Origin of the sequence: Bartonella rattimassiliensis 15908, from assembly GCF_000278215.1 — a bacterium.
In the GTDB taxonomy this organism is placed as follows: Bacteria; Pseudomonadota; Alphaproteobacteria; order Rhizobiales; family Rhizobiaceae; genus Bartonella; species Bartonella rattimassiliensis.
In genome coordinates this window covers 646,860-664,884 of the sequence record NZ_JH725064.1, presented here as the reverse complement: position 1 = coordinate 664,884, position 18,025 = coordinate 646,860, and the positions used below count along the sequence as shown (strand labels likewise).

Genomic DNA, 18,025 nt, shown 5'->3' with positions numbered 1-18,025 from the left:
AACACCTTAAAATTAATGATAATCTTGATAATCAACAAGTCCAATATCTGTTCCAATAAAACGAAAGGTAACGCGCCAATTGGCACTTACACGCATCGACCAATAACCTTTTAAATCGCCAGTAAGTGCATGTAGACGATATGATTTAATTGTTACTTGTTCAGGTGAGGATATTGTATCTAAAATTACCAAAATATTTGCTAATTTTTTAGCATGTGCGGACTGTATACCCTTATGCGATCCTGTTTCAAAAAAACAACTTTAATCCTTTATGCTTAAAACTAACGATTGCCATACACTTACCTTTTGGTACTTGATACTATACACCATGCACTTATATCAATCAAGCATTTTATCAAAAGGAAAATTACAGTTTAGAAGAAATATATCTATTTAAACTTACACCATTTTCGGCGGCTTGAATTGCGAGTTTTCTATGAAGTTCTGGTGGAATTCTTAATTGAAACTTACCACTATATTTACCATGTGACAAAGGCAAGGGAACTTCTTCTCCGTTGTGTTGCATATCCTCAACAACCTCTGAAACGAGATCCATAATGCCTTTTAAAGCTTTCTCTGCTTGAGCGTCTAACCATGAAAGGGATGGGAATTCTGCACATAATCCGACATATTCCTCATCTTCTTGCGACCACAAAACACGATATGTATAATGATTATTGTTCATGTTTCATCCTTTCTATCGCTTGTAAGACTTGTTTAACCTGATAGGCTTTTGCCTTATTGCCAGAATCTTTTTGAATATTCACACGAGGATCACCAAGCCACGGTGTTTTAAAAACAAAGTGGCTTGTACCATTGTTCCGCGGTTCTCCAAAGAAATAGACACATACAGCTAACAAATCCGAAAACTTAACGTTCTTTGGTGATGCTTTCATCAAGCTGATCATTTTTTCAACTTTATTACTCATAACCAATAATAGTATCATTATTAATCCTAGTCAATCACTTTATACACTTAATTGAACAGGAGCCCCCATGTCCCCCCGAGAAACGATAAGGAAAACATTTGCTGCGTTGATAAAGGCAGCAAAAACAGCGGCTGGTGACAATGTTTTCAATATGCGTGACTTCAACTTATTTATTGAAGCAATGCCAGCCATTAATATCTCAACGCAAAGTGAAACCATTGAAGATGGACATGATTTTGGCTTAAGGCGGCGTGTTTTAACAGTAGATGTTGAATGCTATGCAACATGTGAAGATGGCGCGCGTTTTGTTGACCAATTAGCGTGGGAAGTTGAAGAGATTTTCCATGCCAATCCCAATCTTAACAACACCGTTGAGACATGCCGCCTGCAAAATATTGCTTTTGCCTTTGGTGATAATGGCGCTCTAGCGCTCCATGGTGCAATTTTAACCTTTGACGTGACTTACCTAACCAATATCCCCTGCCCTGATGAAGGAAATGCAATCGAAGTAGCTGTTGAACCTCTTGTCGGTTTTGCACCAGAAACAGGTGTAGGAAATGAGGAAAAATACCATAAAATTGAAGATGACCATGTTAGAGCGACGCAATAAAGAGATCACTGATTTAAAGAGACGCATAGCCAATATGGTTGTGGTGGGGAAAATTAGCCATGTCGACCATAAAAACGCACGCTATCGAGTAAAAACTGGAGGTCTTATCAGTGACTGGATTCCAGATACCCAAGCCCGCGCCGGTAAAACACGCTCTTATGAAGGGCGCGATGTTGGAGAGCAAGTGGTTGTTGTTTCATCATCAGGCGATTTATCTCAAGGGGTGATTGTTGGCTCTATTCATACCGATGTTAACCAAGTAGCCGACAAAGGCAATATCCATAAAACACTTTATCCCGATGGTACCAGCCTTGAATATGATGATGAACAAAACACCTATGCACTTAATATAAAGTCGGGTGGAAAATTTATCCTGACAATCTCTGATGGTGTGTCACTCAAAGGGGATAGAGGTAAGCTAGAGCTTAGTGCACCGGATGGCATAAAAATCATCTCAGAACGTGATCTGAATTTAAAGGCAAAGGGCAATATTTCTATAAAAGCAGAGGGTAATATTTCACTCAATTCGCAGAAAGATGTTTCTCTTCATTCAAGCAACAATGAGGTTTCCATTCATTCAAGGAAATTAAAGCATAATGGCACCAATGTAGGAGCAACCCATGTTCATGGGGGTGTTTACCCTGGTGGCTCCATGACGGGAGGTCCAAATTGAACAGTGGAATGGACCGCACAACAGGCAAACCATTGGTCGGCATAGAGCATTTGCGACAGTCGATTATTGACATCTTGTCAACACGGATTGGCACCCGGGTGATGCGTCGTGACTACGGTTCACTCCTTGCTGAGCTCATTGATACACCGGTTAACAGCAACTTTTCTGTTGCTCTTTATGCCGCCATTGCTGAGGCTTTAGACAAGTGGGAACCGCGTTTTAAACTGAAAAAGATTGATTTTAAAATGCTTGAAGCCGGACAAGTTTCGCTATCCTTTGAAGGCATTTATTTACCATCAGGCAAGCCCATCACCATGGAAGGATTATTGATAAAATGAGTAAAGCGCTTGCAAAACCCGAAATTATTACAGAACTTTCTTTTGAGGAAATCCGCGCTGCTGTTCTGACCCATTTAAAAGAGCTTTTACCTAATTATACATTTTTGGAAAGTGATCCAGCCGTAAAAGTCATAGAGGCTTTTAGCTATCGAGAATTGCTTTTAAGACAGCGTATCAACGAGGCAGCACGCAATAATATTCTTAATTTTGCCACCGGTGAATCCCTTGATGCTTTCGTTTCAAACGTTTCTTATAAAGATCTCATTTATGTTTCAAACGTTTAAACGTTCATTTAGAAAGGCTTTCATAAGTTTCTTTTAAACAGAACTTGCTTTGCAAATTAATCGTTCTATATTCGTGCTCTGTGCTTTTAAATGGTAACTTTTAAAACGTTTTTTAGTATCATATCTAAGGTAAAATAGTATTTTACTGCTATGGTATTATTTGTCTCCATTTTTTTGTGGAAGCGAATAATTCCGTTCTTAAAGACTAGCCTGCAATATATTCATTAAAAGACTTTTGATTTCATAAGATATAACGCTTTGAATTTCATTATCTGGTTATTTCCTACCTCGGTAAAAAAATACCGTGGTTATAAAATCAATCGTGTCTTTAAATCCTTTTATGCAATCTTTATGAATTAAACCTATAAGCTTATGACTGCTTCAAACTGTTAATTTCTTTAATGCCATTTTAAAGGTTTTTCCCAATTTTGGGAAAAATTATATGATCTCTATTTTCTATAAATACGTATCTTTTGATACAATTTACCTTATAACAGTTTCAAACGATTACCCTCTTATAGAATGATCTAATATTGCTATAACACTCTTTAGTTTTTGCGCTTCTCAATTTTGAAAACTATAATTTTATGTTTTTATCATGTGATTAACAAACCAATCTTTAAAACAAGATATAATCTTTAAACGTATGCGATTTATGTTATCGATAATTCCAAACGACTAAATTTTTAACAATGTGATTTGTACTATGATAAAAACGTATTATAAAATTTATAAACTATTATGAATGATAACTGCTTTTCATTTCATTTGAACGTTTACATGCGTTATAATATTTACATCATAATTTGCTCTTTATGGTCTATTCATAGATGGCAATCTTCTATAAAAAATGGTCAAATGAAACATGCATAAAAATATGGATTCTTAAATGGACTCATATAAAATAATTACAAACAAACTATTGATTTTATTGTGTTTTTTGATACTATATCGAATCTGCCTTTTAAAAATTAAAAGGCTTACAAATCTTCTCTCAAATATATAACTTACACTACTTTCTTAATGAGGTAAAAATTAAACCATCAATCGGTGCAAAGTTTAAAAATAACTATTGCAAATAAACTAATTACTTTCATTATTTTAAAAAAATATTAGTATTTTTTTAAGCCAATTATAAAAATTCAATTAATGCAGCCTTGAACGATTATATAATGTAATAATCTACTGCTACAATATATAAAATGCTTAAAATATTAATGTATATAATTTATTTATTGTTTATATATACATATATTATCATTTATATATTGATGATAAAATTTCTTCTCCCAAAAATTAAATAAGCTACTATTTGAATATGGAAAATATTGAATAATATAAATATATTCCTAAATTAGTATACACACGTTTTGCTTTTTGAAAAAGAAATACTATATTTTTCCAAAGTATAGTATGATTACCAGGATGAGCTGGTAAAATAACTTTATTTAATAAATAATAACTCTCTTTACTGATAAATAAATTTGACGAAGAAATAGTAGGAATAGAAGTAAAATATGCTTCTTTTTGATAAACTGGACATTCAGATGCCTTCACAACAGATAAAAAAATTAATAATATAGCACATATAGCAAATAAATATTTTATAGTCATTTTTTATAATCTACCTCAATTAATAAATATTCATAATGAAATTAACATAATTCTATTTTTGTGTCTATATTATATTTAAAATATTTTTTATTTATAAATTTTATTTAATAAACTATTAAAATATATACATAAATTGAAAGATAATATTATTTTATATGAAAAATTATTTAATATTGATAATTATCATTTAATAATAGTTTGTATTAATTTTTATATATTATATAGATCTTAAAATAGATATGTATAATTTATGAACAAAATTTTTAAATATTATTATATTAATTATAAAATAAATAATATAAAAATAATTTATTTTGCTACTATTTGTATTCTATATTTCTCATGCAATGCAATAAAAAACTTTATTCAAAGTAAAAACTATTATTTTTTTGGATGTATAAGAGGAACAGACTTTTTAATGGTAAATGCTACAAAGGATGCAATCAACACTTTCAAAAAACCACTAACCAAAAAACCTAATGAACTTATTAAAACTATTAGCAAAGGGACCTGAGTCATATAAGCTACCCATGGAATACCAAAAGCATAGACAATCCCAATGCCACCCACAGTATTTATTAAGAACAATAGTATAAAATTTAATTGTTTCCAAAATAACTCAACCATAAAGCCAATAAAAAATGCAGCAAATGGAAAACTGATTAGATAACCACTCGTAACTCCTAAAAAAACACTAATTCCACCACGACCACCAGGCAACAGCGGCAGTCCAATCGCAACAAGAACAAGAAAAAGAAGCGAAGCTAAAGCACCCCTTTTCGCCCCAAGTATAGATCCTGCTAACATCGGAGCCATAGACTGAGCTGTAATTGGCACTCCTAAAAGAAAAGGAAGATAAATAGAAGGAAAGAGGCCCAAAATAGCATAAATAGCAGCAAATAAAGCAATATAAACTAAATCTTTTGTATTCATTTGTTTCCTCTTTCACTATAAAAACGTTAATGATTATGAGATGCTGTATAAATAGTATCAGCAATCATAAGAACGCGCTTCTAATGCTTCCGCCACATCTGAAGCCATTCTTATTGTTCGTATAATTAAAGGTATCGTAAGAGCGACAAAGTTAGTATTAAGTCCCCGTGCTTTCTGAGCCTCGTGTACTTCATTAAACTTTTCACTCAAAAGAGGAATAAACCTGATTGCCATAGAGATAACCATGCTCACTTTTGATGGATTTATACCAAAACAACGAAAGGGCTGAAGCCATGCTTCAATTGCATTTACCATATCTGAAACTTTTGTTGTGAATGAAATAAGTGACGATAAAGAAAAGAGGATAACAAGATGCAATATGACCTCAACTCCCGTAAGCCAACTACCAAAAATAATTTGAAACATAAATAGAAGAACTAAAAGCAACCACATCGACTGAAACTGCTTTATCACAGTTTTGAAAGAAACCTTGGCAACTCTATAGAATAAGATTACAAATAATAAAAATAGCCCAAGAAGAGCTATGGAAGAAACCATTATTATAAAAGTTCCACACAGCGTAAGAAACAATAACTTAACTCTAGGACTAAGCCTATGAATAATTGTATCCTTTGGAATATATAAACCGATCATGACATTCTTTTTATATACTCCTTGATAGCAACAAAAGGTACATCATCAATTGCTATTTCCCCCTTATCAAAAACAAGTACTCTATCAAACTTTTGCAAAAACTCCAAATCATGCGATACAACAATTGCTGTTTGTGGTAATTCTTCTATCACTTGCGTAACACGATGCTTATTGCGCAAATCAAGTAATGTCGTCGGCTCATCAAAAATAATGTAATCTGGTTTCATTGCAACTACACTGGAAATCGCAATAAGTTGCTTTTGCCCACCACTTAATAAATGAACAGCATGATTTCTAAAAGATTCAAGCTCATAGCGCTGCAAAATTTCATCTACACGTTTCTTAATTTCATCTTTATTAAGCTTTAAATTTTTAAGACCAAAGGATAAATCCTCTTCAACTAATGGTAAAACAATCTGATTATCAGGATTTTGAAAAACAAATCCAACTTTACGCTTTACTGCTTTTGCATCGCGTTTAGTATCAAGCCCATCAACACTTACAAAACCATGAGATGGTAACTGGAGACCATTAATAAGACGAACAAATGTACTTTTTCCAGAACCATTTGCACCAATAATGGCAATGCGTCTTTCAGTAAGTTGTATAGTAATATCCCTTAAAACACACAAGTCACCAAAAACTTGTGTAACCTTATCAAATTTTATAATCCCCAAGATTTATTCCAATCAATCCCTTTTATTAGCTCTTTTTTCGCTACCATTTCAATTTATAACCTAAAAATAACAACAAGCACCATAGAGGAATAATAATGGCTGCCAAACTCATATCGGGCATTTGCACAAGAACATATGACTCTAGAAAATATGCCTTTATTCCTATCATCCCTAAAAGTTGAGCCATGAATCCATTTTGCCCAAAACCGCTTATAAACATTATACAAAATAATAAAGAAAGAAAACATAAGCAAAGATAGTTAGCGTAAGGATATAAACCAAACTCATAAATAAATGTCTCTTTTTTATTCTGATGGGCTTTTCGAAACTTCAAATGAACGATAACAATAATGGCCCAAGTAATAATCGCTGCGGCTGTAGCAAGAGCCATGATCCGCATAAAACTATTATTGGGAATAAGAGCATTAACGATGATTATCATCGCTGTACAGAGTGATGAAAATAAGATAGCAACATAAGGCACGTGTGCAGAATTAAGTTTACTAAAAATATGTGGTGCATTTTTTTGTATAGCTAAACTGTAAAGCATACGACCATTAGAATAAATACCACTATTATAAACTGAAATAGCAGCCATAATAACCACAAAATTCAAAATATGCCCCGCTGCCGGAATTCCTATCATATCAAAAATTGTCACAAAAGGACTGCCATTTCTTTCAATCATATTCCATGGAGTGATCATCATAATAACACTAATAGAACCAACATAAAAGATTATAATTCTCCACATGACCTTACGAATAGCTATAGGTATTGCTTTTCTTGGACTTGATACTTCTCCAGCAGCAACACCAATCAGCTCTGTTCCTCCAAAAGAAAACATCACCACACACGTCGCTAAAATAACACCCTCTATCCCATAAGGAAAAAAACCACCATGATCCCAAAAACGATGAATGCCTACTTGATATCCACCTATGCCAGTGACAATAAGAAAAATCCCAAAAACAATCATACCAACAACGGCTGCGACTTTAATCAAAGCTAAACTAAACTCAAATTCGCCGTAAAAACGAACATTCAACAAATTGATCAATGTCACACATAAAAGAACAAAAAAAGACGATTTCCAATGATCAATCAAAACCCAATGATCTAAATAAAATCCAATCACTGTAAGTTCAGTCATACTGACAAGAATATAAAGAAACCAATAATTCCAACCTGTTATAAAGCCTGCTAAACTCCCCCAATATTTATAAGCAAAAAAACTAAAAGCACCTGATGTTGGCTCTTCTACTGACATTTCACCAAGCATACGCATGATGAAATAAATAATAAGTCCTCCGAAAAGATACGCTAAAATAACCGAAGGACCAGCCAATTTTATAGATTCTGTTGAACCATAAAAAAGGCCTGTTCCAATAACGCCTCCTAAAGCAATCATTTGAATATGGCGATTTTGAAGATTACGTTTTAATTCATTGTGCTTTTTTTCAAACATCATGCCCCATTACTTTTGTTGAACCTAACCGCAGCTTTTATCAAAAAAATTACGCACCTTTTTCAAAAAACATAAAACAAACATAAACCTATTTTCTTGTGATAATGCAACTCTTTATTTTTTTGTGTATTATATGTATGTCTCGTTAAAGTTTTTAAGAAAAAATATGCTCCGTCCTTTATTTAAATTAATGACCTTTATTTTTGTTACACTAACCATTATAGTACTGGTCATTGATAACGCGCACTCTGTGATCACATCACACTGGACAACAACTCCCTTTAATAAAATTTTAGTAAACCTTCTGCAAACAGATATCGATAGCCTTAATCAATCTTTCTGCAAGATAATGCCTGATTTTCTATCCTCAATTTGCATTACTTTTACTTATTTACCGGCGTGGTCTATTTTTGGTACTTTAGCAATAGTATTTTGTATCTTAAATTACGAAAAACAAAAGCCTTTCCACAAAAAGCATATACATATAACGAAGAATACATTTAATCTTGAAAAAGCTTCTAGAAACACTGTATTATACACAACCAATGGAGCTTAGAATGCCCCTCATTCTATCAAAACAGCTGAACATCACTTAATCATCAGATTAACGAATAAATCTAACTTCTTATTCCACCTATAAGAAGACTCTGCACAGAGAAATTAAAATATATTTAGAGTGTTTATATTTTTCTATAGCTGCTGCCTTATACGTTACCAAAAACTTTCTTAATTCCACTCCTAGAAATTATATATAAAAAGTGTCTTCCAATATCGGCACATTACTTATAAAATTGAAATTTTTTGAAATTAATGAGAAAATTTACAAAAACTATTTTATATGTCTAAAAAATTGCATTAGATGGAGATTTAGTCTGTTAATAATTGCAATTATGATAAAGCACATCTAATGGTTTCTCCTTCATAGTGGTATGTGCACTATTGTATCTAACAAATAAAAGGCAATACCAAAAGGCCTTTAGAAGTATTCTTCATACTGAAAATGGTAAAATAACAACTTTAGTGACGCTTCGTTCCTCTAATCTGAAAATCGTCTCGTTAAAACACCGATTTTTTAGATATATCATCCAAACTTTTCCATGGATTAGTTACTACATGAGAAAGCTTTTCAATAAATTTTTCTTGGTAAGCTAACTTTATTTCTAGTTCTAGCAGCCGATTTTCATCTGACATGATTCCTACTCCATCTTAAATAAAAAACGTGATTAATTTTATTAATCCTCGCCTTTTCCTTCCTATAAAAATGAAAATCAACTTTTCAACGAATTTCTCTTATCCTATTTTCATATCAATAAAGGTTTATGATGATCTTTATGTTTCTAAGCACTTATTCAACAATCTTCTTTTCTTAAGAATCAGAAAAAGTTTTTATCTTTACTAAGAGATATTAACAGCATTTTCTATCCTAAAGATTTACATTACCAACTTCTTAATTTGAGTGCTATCGTGAATTGAAAAAATTTTATACCATTAAGATCAAAGAATACTGCCACCTCTTGATTTTTTACATACCTTCCCTTCTCCTTCAAGTTATTCTCATATCTTATAAATTACTGAAAAAATGCATACTTGCTTTTATACGTACTTTTAGCTATTAACCTCAAATTAATCTTGTCTCATTGACTTACAAATCTATGCCGCATTAGCTCAGTTGGTAGAGCACATCATTCGTAATGATGGGGTCGCTGGTTCGGATCCGGCATGCGGCACCACTTTTTTATCAAGCATATTGAAATATATGATTTTTTATTTGATTAGTTGTTTTTTAGATCACCTTTTAAACTACCTCTTGTGGTTTATACAATTTTACTTAATTTGTTGTTATTTGCTCCGTATTTTTCTTTGGAGTGAATGGTAAGATCTCTTTTTTTCTTCCATCTTACTGGTATCCCTAGTTTATAAGGTTGAGAAAACTCTCCTTGAAGCACCCAATTGCGAATCGTTGTTGTCAATACGCTAAAAAGCTGAGCACATTCACGGATTGTTGCATATCTATCACCATCATCAAATATCATCTCATGACTTTGCTATTATGTTACTTAAATGGGTGGAGATGTGGGAGGAAGAAAACCATCATAATTTCAAGAAGCTTTTGTCAAAATCTTTTGCATCACTTGTGCTACTGCTCCTAAAAAGATTTCAACAACTTGATTGATTTGCCTAAGATACCGCTGAAACATAGTCAATACAACGCTAAACAAAGGTAATACCATTGAATCCGAACGCTCCACAAAACGCTTCTCATACGAAGAATACAAAAATGTTATTTATATGAACCTGAAACAAAACTCATCGTTAATTTATTACCAATATCATGATAGTAAATTTTACAACCTCCAGAAGCATTGGGATTTTTGATAAACAAGGTTACCGCAATGTCCGTCATACTACCATTGCCAAAAACATTCTCTCCTTCTTGAGCAGCTCCATTGCTTAACATATTTTTACGAAGATCACCCCTCAAATTGAGAACATAAATACTCGTAAACTCTTTGGCTAAAGATTTTCGTAATCCATCCATTGTTGACTTTTATATAACCAGAACCAGAAACAAAGCCGATTACTCCAGCATTATCAATACGGTCACTCGCCCAGCGAATGGCACGTATATAACTATCATAAAGCGCTCGTATATTCGTTACTTTGGATTGAGTAGCATAGGTTTCACGAATGCGATCATCTAATATCGGATAGGGAGTATTCTTCGCATTATCATTTTCATTCTTTTGTCCTACCGAATAAGGGGGATTGCCAAAAATTACTTTGATATTTAGATTTTTCTGATGTTCTAAATATTCACTGTTTTCTTTAAATAATTTTTGCAGCAGATTCTTCTCTTCAAGCATCCGGAATGTATCGGTTAAACCAATATGCTTAAAAGGGATATACTCACCTTTCATCAAACTATGATACGTCGATTCAATGTTAATCGCTGCTATGTAATAGGCTAGCAAAACAATCTCATTGGCATGGATATCATGACGGAATTTATATTCCATATCCTCTAGTTTGATGAGATTGGATTGTAATAGCCTTGTGATAAAAGTTCCTGTTCCCGTGAAAGGATCAAGGATAGAAACACCCCGTGACCCCAAGCTTTTGCCAAATTCATTGCGCAACACATCATCAACAGAATGAATGATAAAATCAACAACCTCAACGGGCGTATAAACAATCCCAAGCCTATCCGTTGTTTTCTTAAAGGCCTTGGCAAAAAAGCTTTCATAAAGTTTGATAATAAGATTTTGCCTTGCTAAAGGAGAGGTAATCCCTGAGGCACGAAGCCTTACACTGTTATAAAACTCTTGTAATTCCTTGGATTCTTTCTCGATATTCGTTTTATCAAGTTCTGTTAAGATCCTTTCCATGGCTTGCGAAATGGCATTGTTCTGGACAAATTCATTGCCCTCAAACAAGGCTTCAAACACCGGACGCGTGACAAGATGTTGCGCTAACATCTCAATGGCTTCCTCTTGCAGAAGAACCGTTCTAAGAGCACGAGGAAATGCCGCCATAAAGTTGAAGCTTGTTTGTCCATGCAGCGATAAAACTATCAATATCTTCTTTTTTAATTATGTGAGAGGCGTCATAGCATTTACATTGAATAGCCGCATATCCCCCTTCATCACGGATTGTAGCCACTAGATCAATGCCAATATCCGTTCCATCTTCATCATGCTCTTTCGCCCATTCATAATAGGTTTGAACCTTTTCGTATTCTTGCTTTTGAAGCGGATCATGCATCAAATAATCCATGACCAGGTTTTCAAATAATGTTCCTAATTCACGGGGAGATTTAGCTTTTTGCCGATAATATTCCAACAGAGAGTGTAAAGTGACGTGTTCATTATCAGACTTAATAGATTGCAGCATATTGTAATAAAAATCCCTTGCCTTATGAGATGATCAATAATCATCAAAAGAATCAGAATGAAGCCTATAAAATCCATTTTGAGTTAATAGTGAAAAAATGCTAAATCTACACGGGAGTTAATAATAGCGTACCTGTAAAAATAAACGCTGTTATAATTATAATAATACCAATAAATTCAATAAGATAATTTAGTTTTCTATACATATCACATCCACATATTACTGTTGTTTGTTCATTCCAATCGTTAAATGTGATTAACACAATATGTATTTAAAAAATATTAAAGCATTAAAATAAATGTTTTGATACATTTTCTAATTCTAATTTACTTGAATGAATGACGATAAAAATGAGAAAAAGTACTAAAAAACCAATATTTTTTTCAAAAGGGGTTTTAAAGGCTGCTTATTCACAACCCATGACACGAGGTAAGATTAGAAAAATAGTGAAATTTGCTATTCATTTCACAGATCATATCAGACAAATGTATTATGTACTTTTAAGATATCATAAGGAGTATTTTGATAAGTTTTTATTGCTTGCTTCGTAAGAAAGATAGACGGTATATAACACTTCCTATACCTCCCCTCCTACAAAACCTATGCTATAGGTTGAATTTACAGATTGTAATGTTGATATAAGTTGTTTTTTTTTGAAAAATTGATAAAAATTAACATATTGAAATATAATGTCTTTTATTTTAGATTAGAAAATATATAAAGAAGGGAATAAAAAGCACCTCAAAAACCAATGATGTGGAATGCTTTGAAGGTTTTATTTTATCATTATAAAATTATATGTTTTATCAGAATTTAAAATTCGTTCATTGAGGTGTGTTTTTTGACTTTTCACTAAAAGGTGCCATTCATAGCGTATAGTATGTCAAGTGCCTTGGAAGTTATTGTCTCCAGAGGTTTTACAAATATAGTTACAACAACATAAATATAGTGCATTAATGGCATTGGAAACTGTAATAAGCTAAAAAGAGAGCAGCAGTGGTAGATTTTTTTTCGCCCCAACCATTTTTATTGTAATGCCTGTTTATAAGGAATGGCTTCTAAACAAATATTTTCATTTAAAAAGCCATTATCGTTATCATTTAAAGAAGTATTTTGATTATTATTTTTTACATCACTTTCTTTCATATTTTTCTCTCTCTAGAAAGTAACATGTTATTAAAGTCGGTTCCTTTTGGAACTTGCATCATAAAGACCTCAAAAGCTTAACTATAGGCAGGCTTTGCTAAGGTAAATCTGCTTTACGCCCCGCATCAACGACATCCATTGCAATGATGAGACAAGCTTTAATATCGGGTAGATTCACACGTATCATGCCATGGGTTGAAAGGGATGCCATAAATTCACAGGCTCTGATAACAACCCAGATAGCAAAGCCAGACCGGTTTCAATGCCTTCACAAATGACCAGATGTTTTGGATTGCCTTGGCTCAAATGCACCGCGCCACCCGATACAGATCCCAACATAGCTTTAGCTGGTGATAAATCTATTTTGCATCTATTGTCTTTTAAAAAGATCCTATGAATTGCAAAGGAGTCAGCCCCCTTCACAAGAGCCACCAACGCGGGCAGTGTCATCCCTAAAGGATGTGGACATTTGTCGTGAAAGCGTAAATCAGCAAGCAATTCACATGTGATCCCCCGCATGCGTAAATAGGTTTCTACTAAAGTGTTTTTGATTGGTTTGCTTTGTTGCTAAATTGCTCTTGTTTTCTCTGCTGTTCCAGCTTTTGTATCCCAAATGAGAGTAAGGATATTGCGTATTTCAGTTTGTGTAATCTCAAAAACGGGTAGACAGCCTAATTCTGGAAGAATGTGCATTTTTAAATGTGAAAACCAACGCCCATCTTTCCCATTTCCTTTTAATTCAGCTCTATGGCTTTCAAAAGTATCTAAAGCAATATCTTTTAAATAATTTGGAGATTACTTATTGCCTCACGCTTTTGTTTATTGCGTTCTTTAATGGGACCACGCCCTTCACATAAAATAGAGCGCCATTTTGTTGCAGTTTCACGAGCTTTTTTAAAGAGACATGTCTTAATGCACCCAATCCCATTTAACGGCGACGCTCGTGAATGGTATAACGATAAATCCATTAAGCACCTCCATCTTTACGTTTGTGCAGAAGCAAGCCGGCACCATCATTATATTTGCCAGCCCCCAATGTTATGACAACCCTTGCATTAAGACAGTTCATAAGAGCCATTTTAGTCCTTTCTTATACAGTTTTACCCATACTCTAACCCCTCTTATGACGTGCAAAAGAATGGTTTTGATTGATTCAAGATAAACAGATTTGGAATGAGAGAATCCTACGATATTCAGGCCCCTCATTCAACATACGAAACAATGAAATATCATTATAAATCAATTCATTGTAAGTATATTACAGTACAATATTCTTTGACAAAACTATCAAATATCATTGGTCTATAGATCGAATAGCTCTAATAATATATTGTTTCAGTTGGTAACATGCTAATAATAAATGGATAAAATATATATTATGTTTTTTTATAACACACTTTATTTAAAATCTTTATGAAGTTATTTTTTAATGAAATTAAGCAATTAGAGAAAAATAAAAATAATAATTAAATTTACTATAGATTTTTTGATTAAATATATATAATTCATTACGTGTTAAGAACATTGATTCTAAGATAATTGGTATATGCATAATGTTTAATTGTAGCGCGTTTTTTTGTTTTTATAAAAAAGTTTATAATAAATTATGAATTGTACAATTACTTAGAAATTAATATTTTTTATTTTGTGAATTATTATATTTATTATTTTTTATTGAAGATAAGCTTTTCTTTACCCAAGACATTAAAATTTTTCATAAAATTTCTTTAAATCACTCTAGGTAAATAGTGGTAATTTATGGACTCTATCTGATTATAGACTAGATTTATTAAAAGTTATTATCATAAGGATGATATTAATTACTTCAAAGTAGATAATATTTATCAAAATAAAAAATGATATATGATCTTATAGAAAATTATGGAGGTTTTAGCTCTATTAGATTCTTTCACTATTTCTTTCTTTAAAATAAGTAAATGTAAGTTTTAAATTCATATCCTGCTTTGTGTAGGTTTTTTTTATAGGATAAGAATAATGCGCAAAATATCAAAAGAAGGCCTTGCACTGATTAAACAATTGGAAGGTTTACGTTTAAAAGCCTATGAAGATTCCGGTGGTGTATGGACTATTGGTTATGGACATACAAGCGCTGCTGGCGCTCCAAGTATCCAGAAAGACATGCAAATTACAGAAAAAGAAGCTGAAAAAATCCTTTGTCAGGACTTAAGAGAGTGTGAATCCGTTGTTGCAAAAGCTGTTACTTTGCCTTTAAACGATGAGCAATTCGCAGCATTAGTATCGTTTTGCTATAATATAGGGGTAATGGCCTTTTGCAATTCTACACTTTTAAAAAAGCTCAATAAAGGTGAATATGAAGTAGTGCCAGCCGAATTACAAAAGTGGACAAGAGTAGGAGGAAAGCGTATCCAAGGTCTTGTCAATCGTCGAGTAGCTGAAGCAGGGTTATGGGTAAAAGGAGCTCACGTTGCTCCTAATTATCATGCAGTGGAATCAAAAGGTGTAACAGGTATTTGTAAAGTAGAAGCTCTTGCACCAATCATAGGTTCTTTTTCAGGGCTTGGAGGACTTTTTGCAGGAAATGGTCCCGTTCAATGGGTTTTAGCAGGCATTATGGTTTTAGCCGCTTGTACAGCTATGGTATATATTGCTAAGCGCTTTCAGGAATACCGGCTATGATCTTATGGATAAAGAAATACCTGACAACAACATCAGCAATTATCGCAGCTTTTTTGTGGCTTTAGTGAAAGCCTTTTTCCTTGAGAAAAAAGTTGAAAATCAAAAGCAAACAAATGGAACTTTCAAGATGGCGACAACACGGCTTGAAGTAGAAAATGAGGTTAACAAGAAAAGTGATGCTAATGTGCGCACTAAACTTTCTAACTGGTTGCGCAATGAATGAATGAACTTCTTGTATTGGATGGCTGCCAATTTATTTGAATCGGCAAGATATCAATGTATTAGTCCGAATTTAGCGAGGGATATTTTGAAACATAATGAACAAGGTGAGCGTCTATGTAGTTGGAAATATAAACCAAAGTTAAAATGATAAAGGTGTGGTTTCTCTGCAATATTAATTAATAAAAAAAATTTGAAAGAAGTGCGTACACTCAGATTAAAAGTAGTATGACTTACTTAAGGGATTAAAGCATTTTAATCGTTCATTAGGTTTTATTAAAGTAATAAAAATGCTTAATTTATAATCGAAGGATTTAAGTGATCATATTTGCGTAACATGGTTGAATATACCGATTATTCTAGCACTTTTGTTATTCTATAAGAACAAAATGAAAAAAGATTTTAGTGATTGCATTGCTATCCCCATTAAAAGATTTGATAATTACAAAAAAGGCCCTGTCTTCAAAAGAAATAATACCTATAAGTTTGGTATGCTTAAGGGAATAAATTCATAGAACTGTATAAGAAATAACAATATCGGCTTTATGCGATTTGTGTAATGAGATTATTTGAGCTTTCTAATCGTAATGATATTGAAGTTAAAGTAAATAATTTCATACTACATCTACTTTTTCATGTTAAGCTGGTGCAAAAACATTGTAAATAATGTTGGCTGTTAACTTTTCTACAGATGAATTGCCTATGTAGAGAATAATATGTAATTCTAATGGAGAGAACCAATGGTCATTTTTCCCTTCACTCTTTAACCCAGCTTTTTTACTTTCAAAAACCACTCGAACCACTTCTTTAAAGATTGCTGAAGAATTATAAAATTGTACCAATAATTCAGCCTTGAGACCTTGAAACCTTGAGACCTTGAAACCTTGAGACCTTGAGACCTTGAGACCTTGAGACCTTGAGACCTTGAGACCTTGAGACCTTGAGACCTTGAGACCTTGAGATGATATATCTGTGCTAAAGTTATGCAAATATTATAGATCAATTGTCTGTGTAAAGAATAGTATTAATGAAGAGCCGGAGGGGCCATTGCTAAATTGTTTAATGGAATAAAATATTACATGCCAATTTATATCATTAAAAAGACCCAATAACCCTATCTATAATAATAAGAGATTTTGACAATTTATGAAATCTGTCGATAAAATATAACGAAAATAATGTTAGCAATAACCATAATATACAAAATATATTAAACTGCTTCCTAATATGCTCTCCATTCAAAAACATCATAAATTACTAAAGATGTAAGAAAATAAGGCAAATAAGCACATTTAACGCGCAATCTTTCTTTCAGTAAGAAGGCAGTACAGTGCACTTCTTTTATTGCTTAAAAATGTCTTACATAAAAAAACAACATCATCTATATTAAAGTATATTATTCAATAAACTGAACATAAATTCTATAGAGAGTATAAAAATAATATTTATTATGATAAAATTTTATAATAACTATATATTAAAATAATACATATTGATTTTTAATAATTTATTTTATACAATTGTAATGTGTTTAATTTTATATTATATTTAAACTAAATGATATTTATAATCTTATATTAAGATGTAAAATGATTATGATATTTTAAGTGTTTTATAAATAGGAGATAGAAAATGTTAACAGCATTATTGATATTTATTTTTTCTACATCAACAGTTATTTTGCCTTTAATAGCTGCGCTCGTTCCTTTTTATCCTTAGAATAAGCTTTTAATAAAGTGAATAAAAGATGCATATAGTGTCATTTGTGTTTTTTTTTGCATTGATTATTAAATTATTTATTTACTATTATTATAGTTATTGAGTATTTTAAATCATTTTATAGAGGAAATGTTTGACCTTTTATATTTAACGTTAGCTGTAAATATATTTGCAAAATATCCAATTGCGTTTCTTGATGAATACGTTCCTCT

14 protein-coding genes, 1 tRNA gene and 9 pseudogenes are annotated in these 18,025 nt (G+C 32.4%); 8 read left to right on the top strand and 16 right to left on the bottom strand.

Annotation, left to right across the window (positions count from 1 at the left end):
- Positions 1–12 precede the first annotated feature (12 nt).
- From MCY_RS10220 to MCY_RS02885, 3 genes and pseudogenes are all read right to left on the bottom strand, one after another.
- A pseudogene (locus tag MCY_RS10220) lies at positions 13–295 on the bottom strand (type II toxin-antitoxin system RelE/ParE family toxin).
- Positions 296–367: 72 nt separating this feature from the next.
- Positions 368–685: a type II toxin-antitoxin system HicB family antitoxin gene (locus tag MCY_RS02890; protein ID WP_007346871.1), complete on the bottom strand. Its 318-nt coding sequence runs from the start codon at positions 683–685 to the stop codon at positions 368–370.
- Positions 675–947: a toxin HicA gene (locus MCY_RS02885; protein WP_007346870.1), complete on the bottom strand. Its 273-nt coding sequence runs from the start codon at positions 945–947 to the stop codon at positions 675–677. Before MCY_RS02885 ends, MCY_RS02890 begins: the two co-directional genes overlap by 11 nt.
- A gap of 49 nt (positions 948–996) precedes the next feature.
- Here MCY_RS02885 and MCY_RS02880 point away from each other — a divergent pair, with 49 nt between their 5' ends.
- The 4 genes and pseudogenes from MCY_RS02880 to MCY_RS02865 form a co-directional block, all read left to right on the top strand.
- Positions 997–1,539, top strand: coding sequence for a hypothetical protein (locus MCY_RS02880; RefSeq protein WP_007346869.1), 543 nt, complete (start codon positions 997–999; stop codon positions 1,537–1,539).
- On the top strand, positions 1,520–2,212 hold the full coding sequence (locus tag MCY_RS02875) for a phage baseplate assembly protein V (RefSeq protein ID WP_019224538.1): 693 nt from the start codon (positions 1,520–1,522) through the stop codon (positions 2,210–2,212). Before MCY_RS02880 ends, MCY_RS02875 begins: the two co-directional genes overlap by 20 nt.
- The gene (locus MCY_RS02870) at positions 2,209–2,550 is read left to right on the top strand and encodes a GPW/gp25 family protein (RefSeq protein ID WP_007346867.1); all 342 of its coding nucleotides are present in this window, start codon (positions 2,209–2,211) and stop codon (positions 2,548–2,550) included. The genes MCY_RS02875 and MCY_RS02870 overlap by 4 nt, the downstream gene beginning before the upstream one ends.
- Positions 2,547–2,783, top strand: a pseudogene (locus MCY_RS02865) (baseplate J/gp47 family protein); the annotation flags it as partial. The gene MCY_RS02870 and the pseudogene MCY_RS02865, both read left to right, overlap by 4 nt.
- A 1,359-nt stretch (positions 2,784–4,142) precedes the next feature.
- Here the strand turns inward: MCY_RS02865 and MCY_RS02860 are convergent.
- From MCY_RS02860 to MCY_RS02840, 5 genes and pseudogenes are all read right to left on the bottom strand, one after another.
- Positions 4,143–4,448 (bottom strand): hypothetical protein, encoded by a 306-nt coding sequence (locus MCY_RS02860; protein ID WP_007346865.1) that lies wholly within the window; start codon positions 4,446–4,448, stop codon positions 4,143–4,145.
- Positions 4,449–4,829: 381 nt separating this feature from the next.
- The gene (locus MCY_RS02855) at positions 4,830–5,381 is read right to left on the bottom strand and encodes a biotin transporter BioY (protein ID WP_007346864.1); all 552 of its coding nucleotides are present in this window, start codon (positions 5,379–5,381) and stop codon (positions 4,830–4,832) included.
- 26 nt (positions 5,382–5,407) lie between these two features.
- A pseudogene (locus MCY_RS02850) lies at positions 5,408–6,035 on the bottom strand (energy-coupling factor transporter transmembrane component T family protein).
- Positions 6,032–6,712, bottom strand: coding sequence for an energy-coupling factor ABC transporter ATP-binding protein (locus MCY_RS02845; protein WP_007346862.1), 681 nt, complete (start codon positions 6,710–6,712; stop codon positions 6,032–6,034). Before MCY_RS02845 ends, MCY_RS02850 begins: the two are co-directional and overlap by 4 nt.
- A 40-nt stretch (positions 6,713–6,752) precedes the next feature.
- Positions 6,753–8,183 carry an amino acid permease gene (locus tag MCY_RS02840; protein ID WP_162829352.1) on the bottom strand — a complete coding sequence of 477 codons (1,431 nt, stop codon included), beginning with the start codon at positions 8,181–8,183 and terminating at the stop codon, positions 6,753–6,755.
- Between the two features lie 163 nt (positions 8,184–8,346).
- Between MCY_RS02840 and MCY_RS02835 the strand changes: the two genes are divergently transcribed.
- Positions 8,347–8,736: a hypothetical protein gene (locus MCY_RS02835; RefSeq protein ID WP_019224541.1), complete on the top strand. Its 390-nt coding sequence runs from the start codon at positions 8,347–8,349 to the stop codon at positions 8,734–8,736.
- 500 nt (positions 8,737–9,236) lie between these two features.
- On the opposite strand, the gene MCY_RS09045 is transcribed toward MCY_RS02835, so the two are convergent.
- Positions 9,237–9,371 (bottom strand): SlyX family protein, encoded by a 135-nt coding sequence (locus MCY_RS09045; RefSeq protein WP_007346859.1) that lies wholly within the window; start codon positions 9,369–9,371, stop codon positions 9,237–9,239.
- A 463-nt stretch (positions 9,372–9,834) separates the two neighbouring features.
- Here MCY_RS09045 and MCY_RS02830 point away from each other — a divergent pair.
- Positions 9,835–9,910 (top strand) — tRNA-Thr (locus tag MCY_RS02830).
- 98 nt (positions 9,911–10,008) lie between these two features.
- On the opposite strand, the pseudogene MCY_RS02825 reads toward MCY_RS02830, so the two are convergent.
- The 6 genes and pseudogenes from MCY_RS02825 to MCY_RS09390 form a co-directional block, all read right to left on the bottom strand.
- Positions 10,009–10,213 (bottom strand): annotated as a pseudogene (locus MCY_RS02825) (helix-turn-helix transcriptional regulator).
- A gap of 66 nt (positions 10,214–10,279) precedes the next feature.
- Positions 10,280–10,411: a hypothetical protein gene (locus MCY_RS10170; RefSeq protein WP_019224542.1), complete on the bottom strand. Its 132-nt coding sequence runs from the start codon at positions 10,409–10,411 to the stop codon at positions 10,280–10,282.
- Positions 10,412–10,491: 80 nt separating this feature from the next.
- A pseudogene (locus MCY_RS02820) lies at positions 10,492–11,677 on the bottom strand (N-6 DNA methylase); the annotation flags it as partial.
- Between the two features lie 10 nt (positions 11,678–11,687).
- On the bottom strand, positions 11,688–12,071 hold the full coding sequence (locus MCY_RS02815) for a restriction endonuclease (RefSeq protein ID WP_007346856.1): 384 nt from the start codon (positions 12,069–12,071) through the stop codon (positions 11,688–11,690).
- A gap of 1,142 nt (positions 12,072–13,213) precedes the next feature.
- Positions 13,214–13,784: pseudogene (locus MCY_RS10300) on the bottom strand (DUF7146 domain-containing protein); the annotation flags it as partial.
- A gap of 15 nt (positions 13,785–13,799) precedes the next feature.
- A pseudogene (locus MCY_RS09390) lies at positions 13,800–14,295 on the bottom strand (integrase arm-type DNA-binding domain-containing protein); the annotation flags it as partial.
- A 917-nt stretch (positions 14,296–15,212) separates the two neighbouring features.
- Here MCY_RS09390 and MCY_RS02795 point away from each other — a divergent pair.
- Positions 15,213–15,875 carry a lysozyme gene (locus MCY_RS02795; protein ID WP_007346850.1) on the top strand — a complete coding sequence of 221 codons (663 nt, stop codon included), beginning with the start codon at positions 15,213–15,215 and terminating at the stop codon, positions 15,873–15,875.
- Positions 15,872–16,098: pseudogene (locus MCY_RS02790) on the top strand (hypothetical protein). The gene MCY_RS02795 and the pseudogene MCY_RS02790 overlap by 4 nt, the downstream one beginning before the upstream one ends.
- 640 nt (positions 16,099–16,738) lie before the next feature.
- On the opposite strand, the pseudogene MCY_RS09385 reads toward MCY_RS02790, so the two are convergent.
- Positions 16,739–16,915, bottom strand: a pseudogene (locus tag MCY_RS09385) (integrase); the annotation flags it as partial.
- Between the last annotated feature and the right edge of the window lie 1,110 nt (positions 16,916–18,025).

Excerpts from the sequence above, each read along its gene's own strand:
- MCY_RS02890 (WP_007346871.1), bottom strand. The coding sequence starts at position 685 with ATGAACAATAATCATTATACATATCGTGTTTTGTGGTCGCAAGAAGAT.
- MCY_RS02885 (WP_007346870.1), bottom strand. The coding sequence starts at position 947 with ATGATACTATTATTGGTTATGAGTAATAAAGTTGAAAAAATGATCAGC.
- MCY_RS02880 (WP_007346869.1), top strand. The coding sequence starts at position 997 with ATGTCCCCCCGAGAAACGATAAGGAAAACATTTGCTGCGTTGATAAAG.
- MCY_RS02875 (WP_019224538.1), top strand. The coding sequence starts at position 1,520 with ATGTTAGAGCGACGCAATAAAGAGATCACTGATTTAAAGAGACGCATA.
- MCY_RS02860 (WP_007346865.1), bottom strand. The coding sequence starts at position 4,448 with ATGACTATAAAATATTTATTTGCTATATGTGCTATATTATTAATTTTT.
- MCY_RS02855 (WP_007346864.1), bottom strand. The coding sequence starts at position 5,381 with ATGAATACAAAAGATTTAGTTTATATTGCTTTATTTGCTGCTATTTAT.
- MCY_RS02840 (WP_162829352.1), bottom strand. The coding sequence starts at position 8,183 with ATGATGTTTGAAAAAAAGCACAATGAATTAAAACGTAATCTTCAAAAT.
- MCY_RS02835 (WP_019224541.1), top strand. The coding sequence starts at position 8,347 with ATGCTCCGTCCTTTATTTAAATTAATGACCTTTATTTTTGTTACACTA.
- MCY_RS09045 (WP_007346859.1), bottom strand. The coding sequence starts at position 9,371 with ATGTCAGATGAAAATCGGCTGCTAGAACTAGAAATAAAGTTAGCTTAC.
- MCY_RS10170 (WP_019224542.1), bottom strand. The coding sequence starts at position 10,411 with ATGGTATTACCTTTGTTTAGCGTTGTATTGACTATGTTTCAGCGGTAT.
- MCY_RS02815 (WP_007346856.1), bottom strand. The coding sequence starts at position 12,071 with ATGCTGCAATCTATTAAGTCTGATAATGAACACGTCACTTTACACTCT.
- MCY_RS02795 (WP_007346850.1), top strand. The coding sequence starts at position 15,213 with ATGCGCAAAATATCAAAAGAAGGCCTTGCACTGATTAAACAATTGGAA.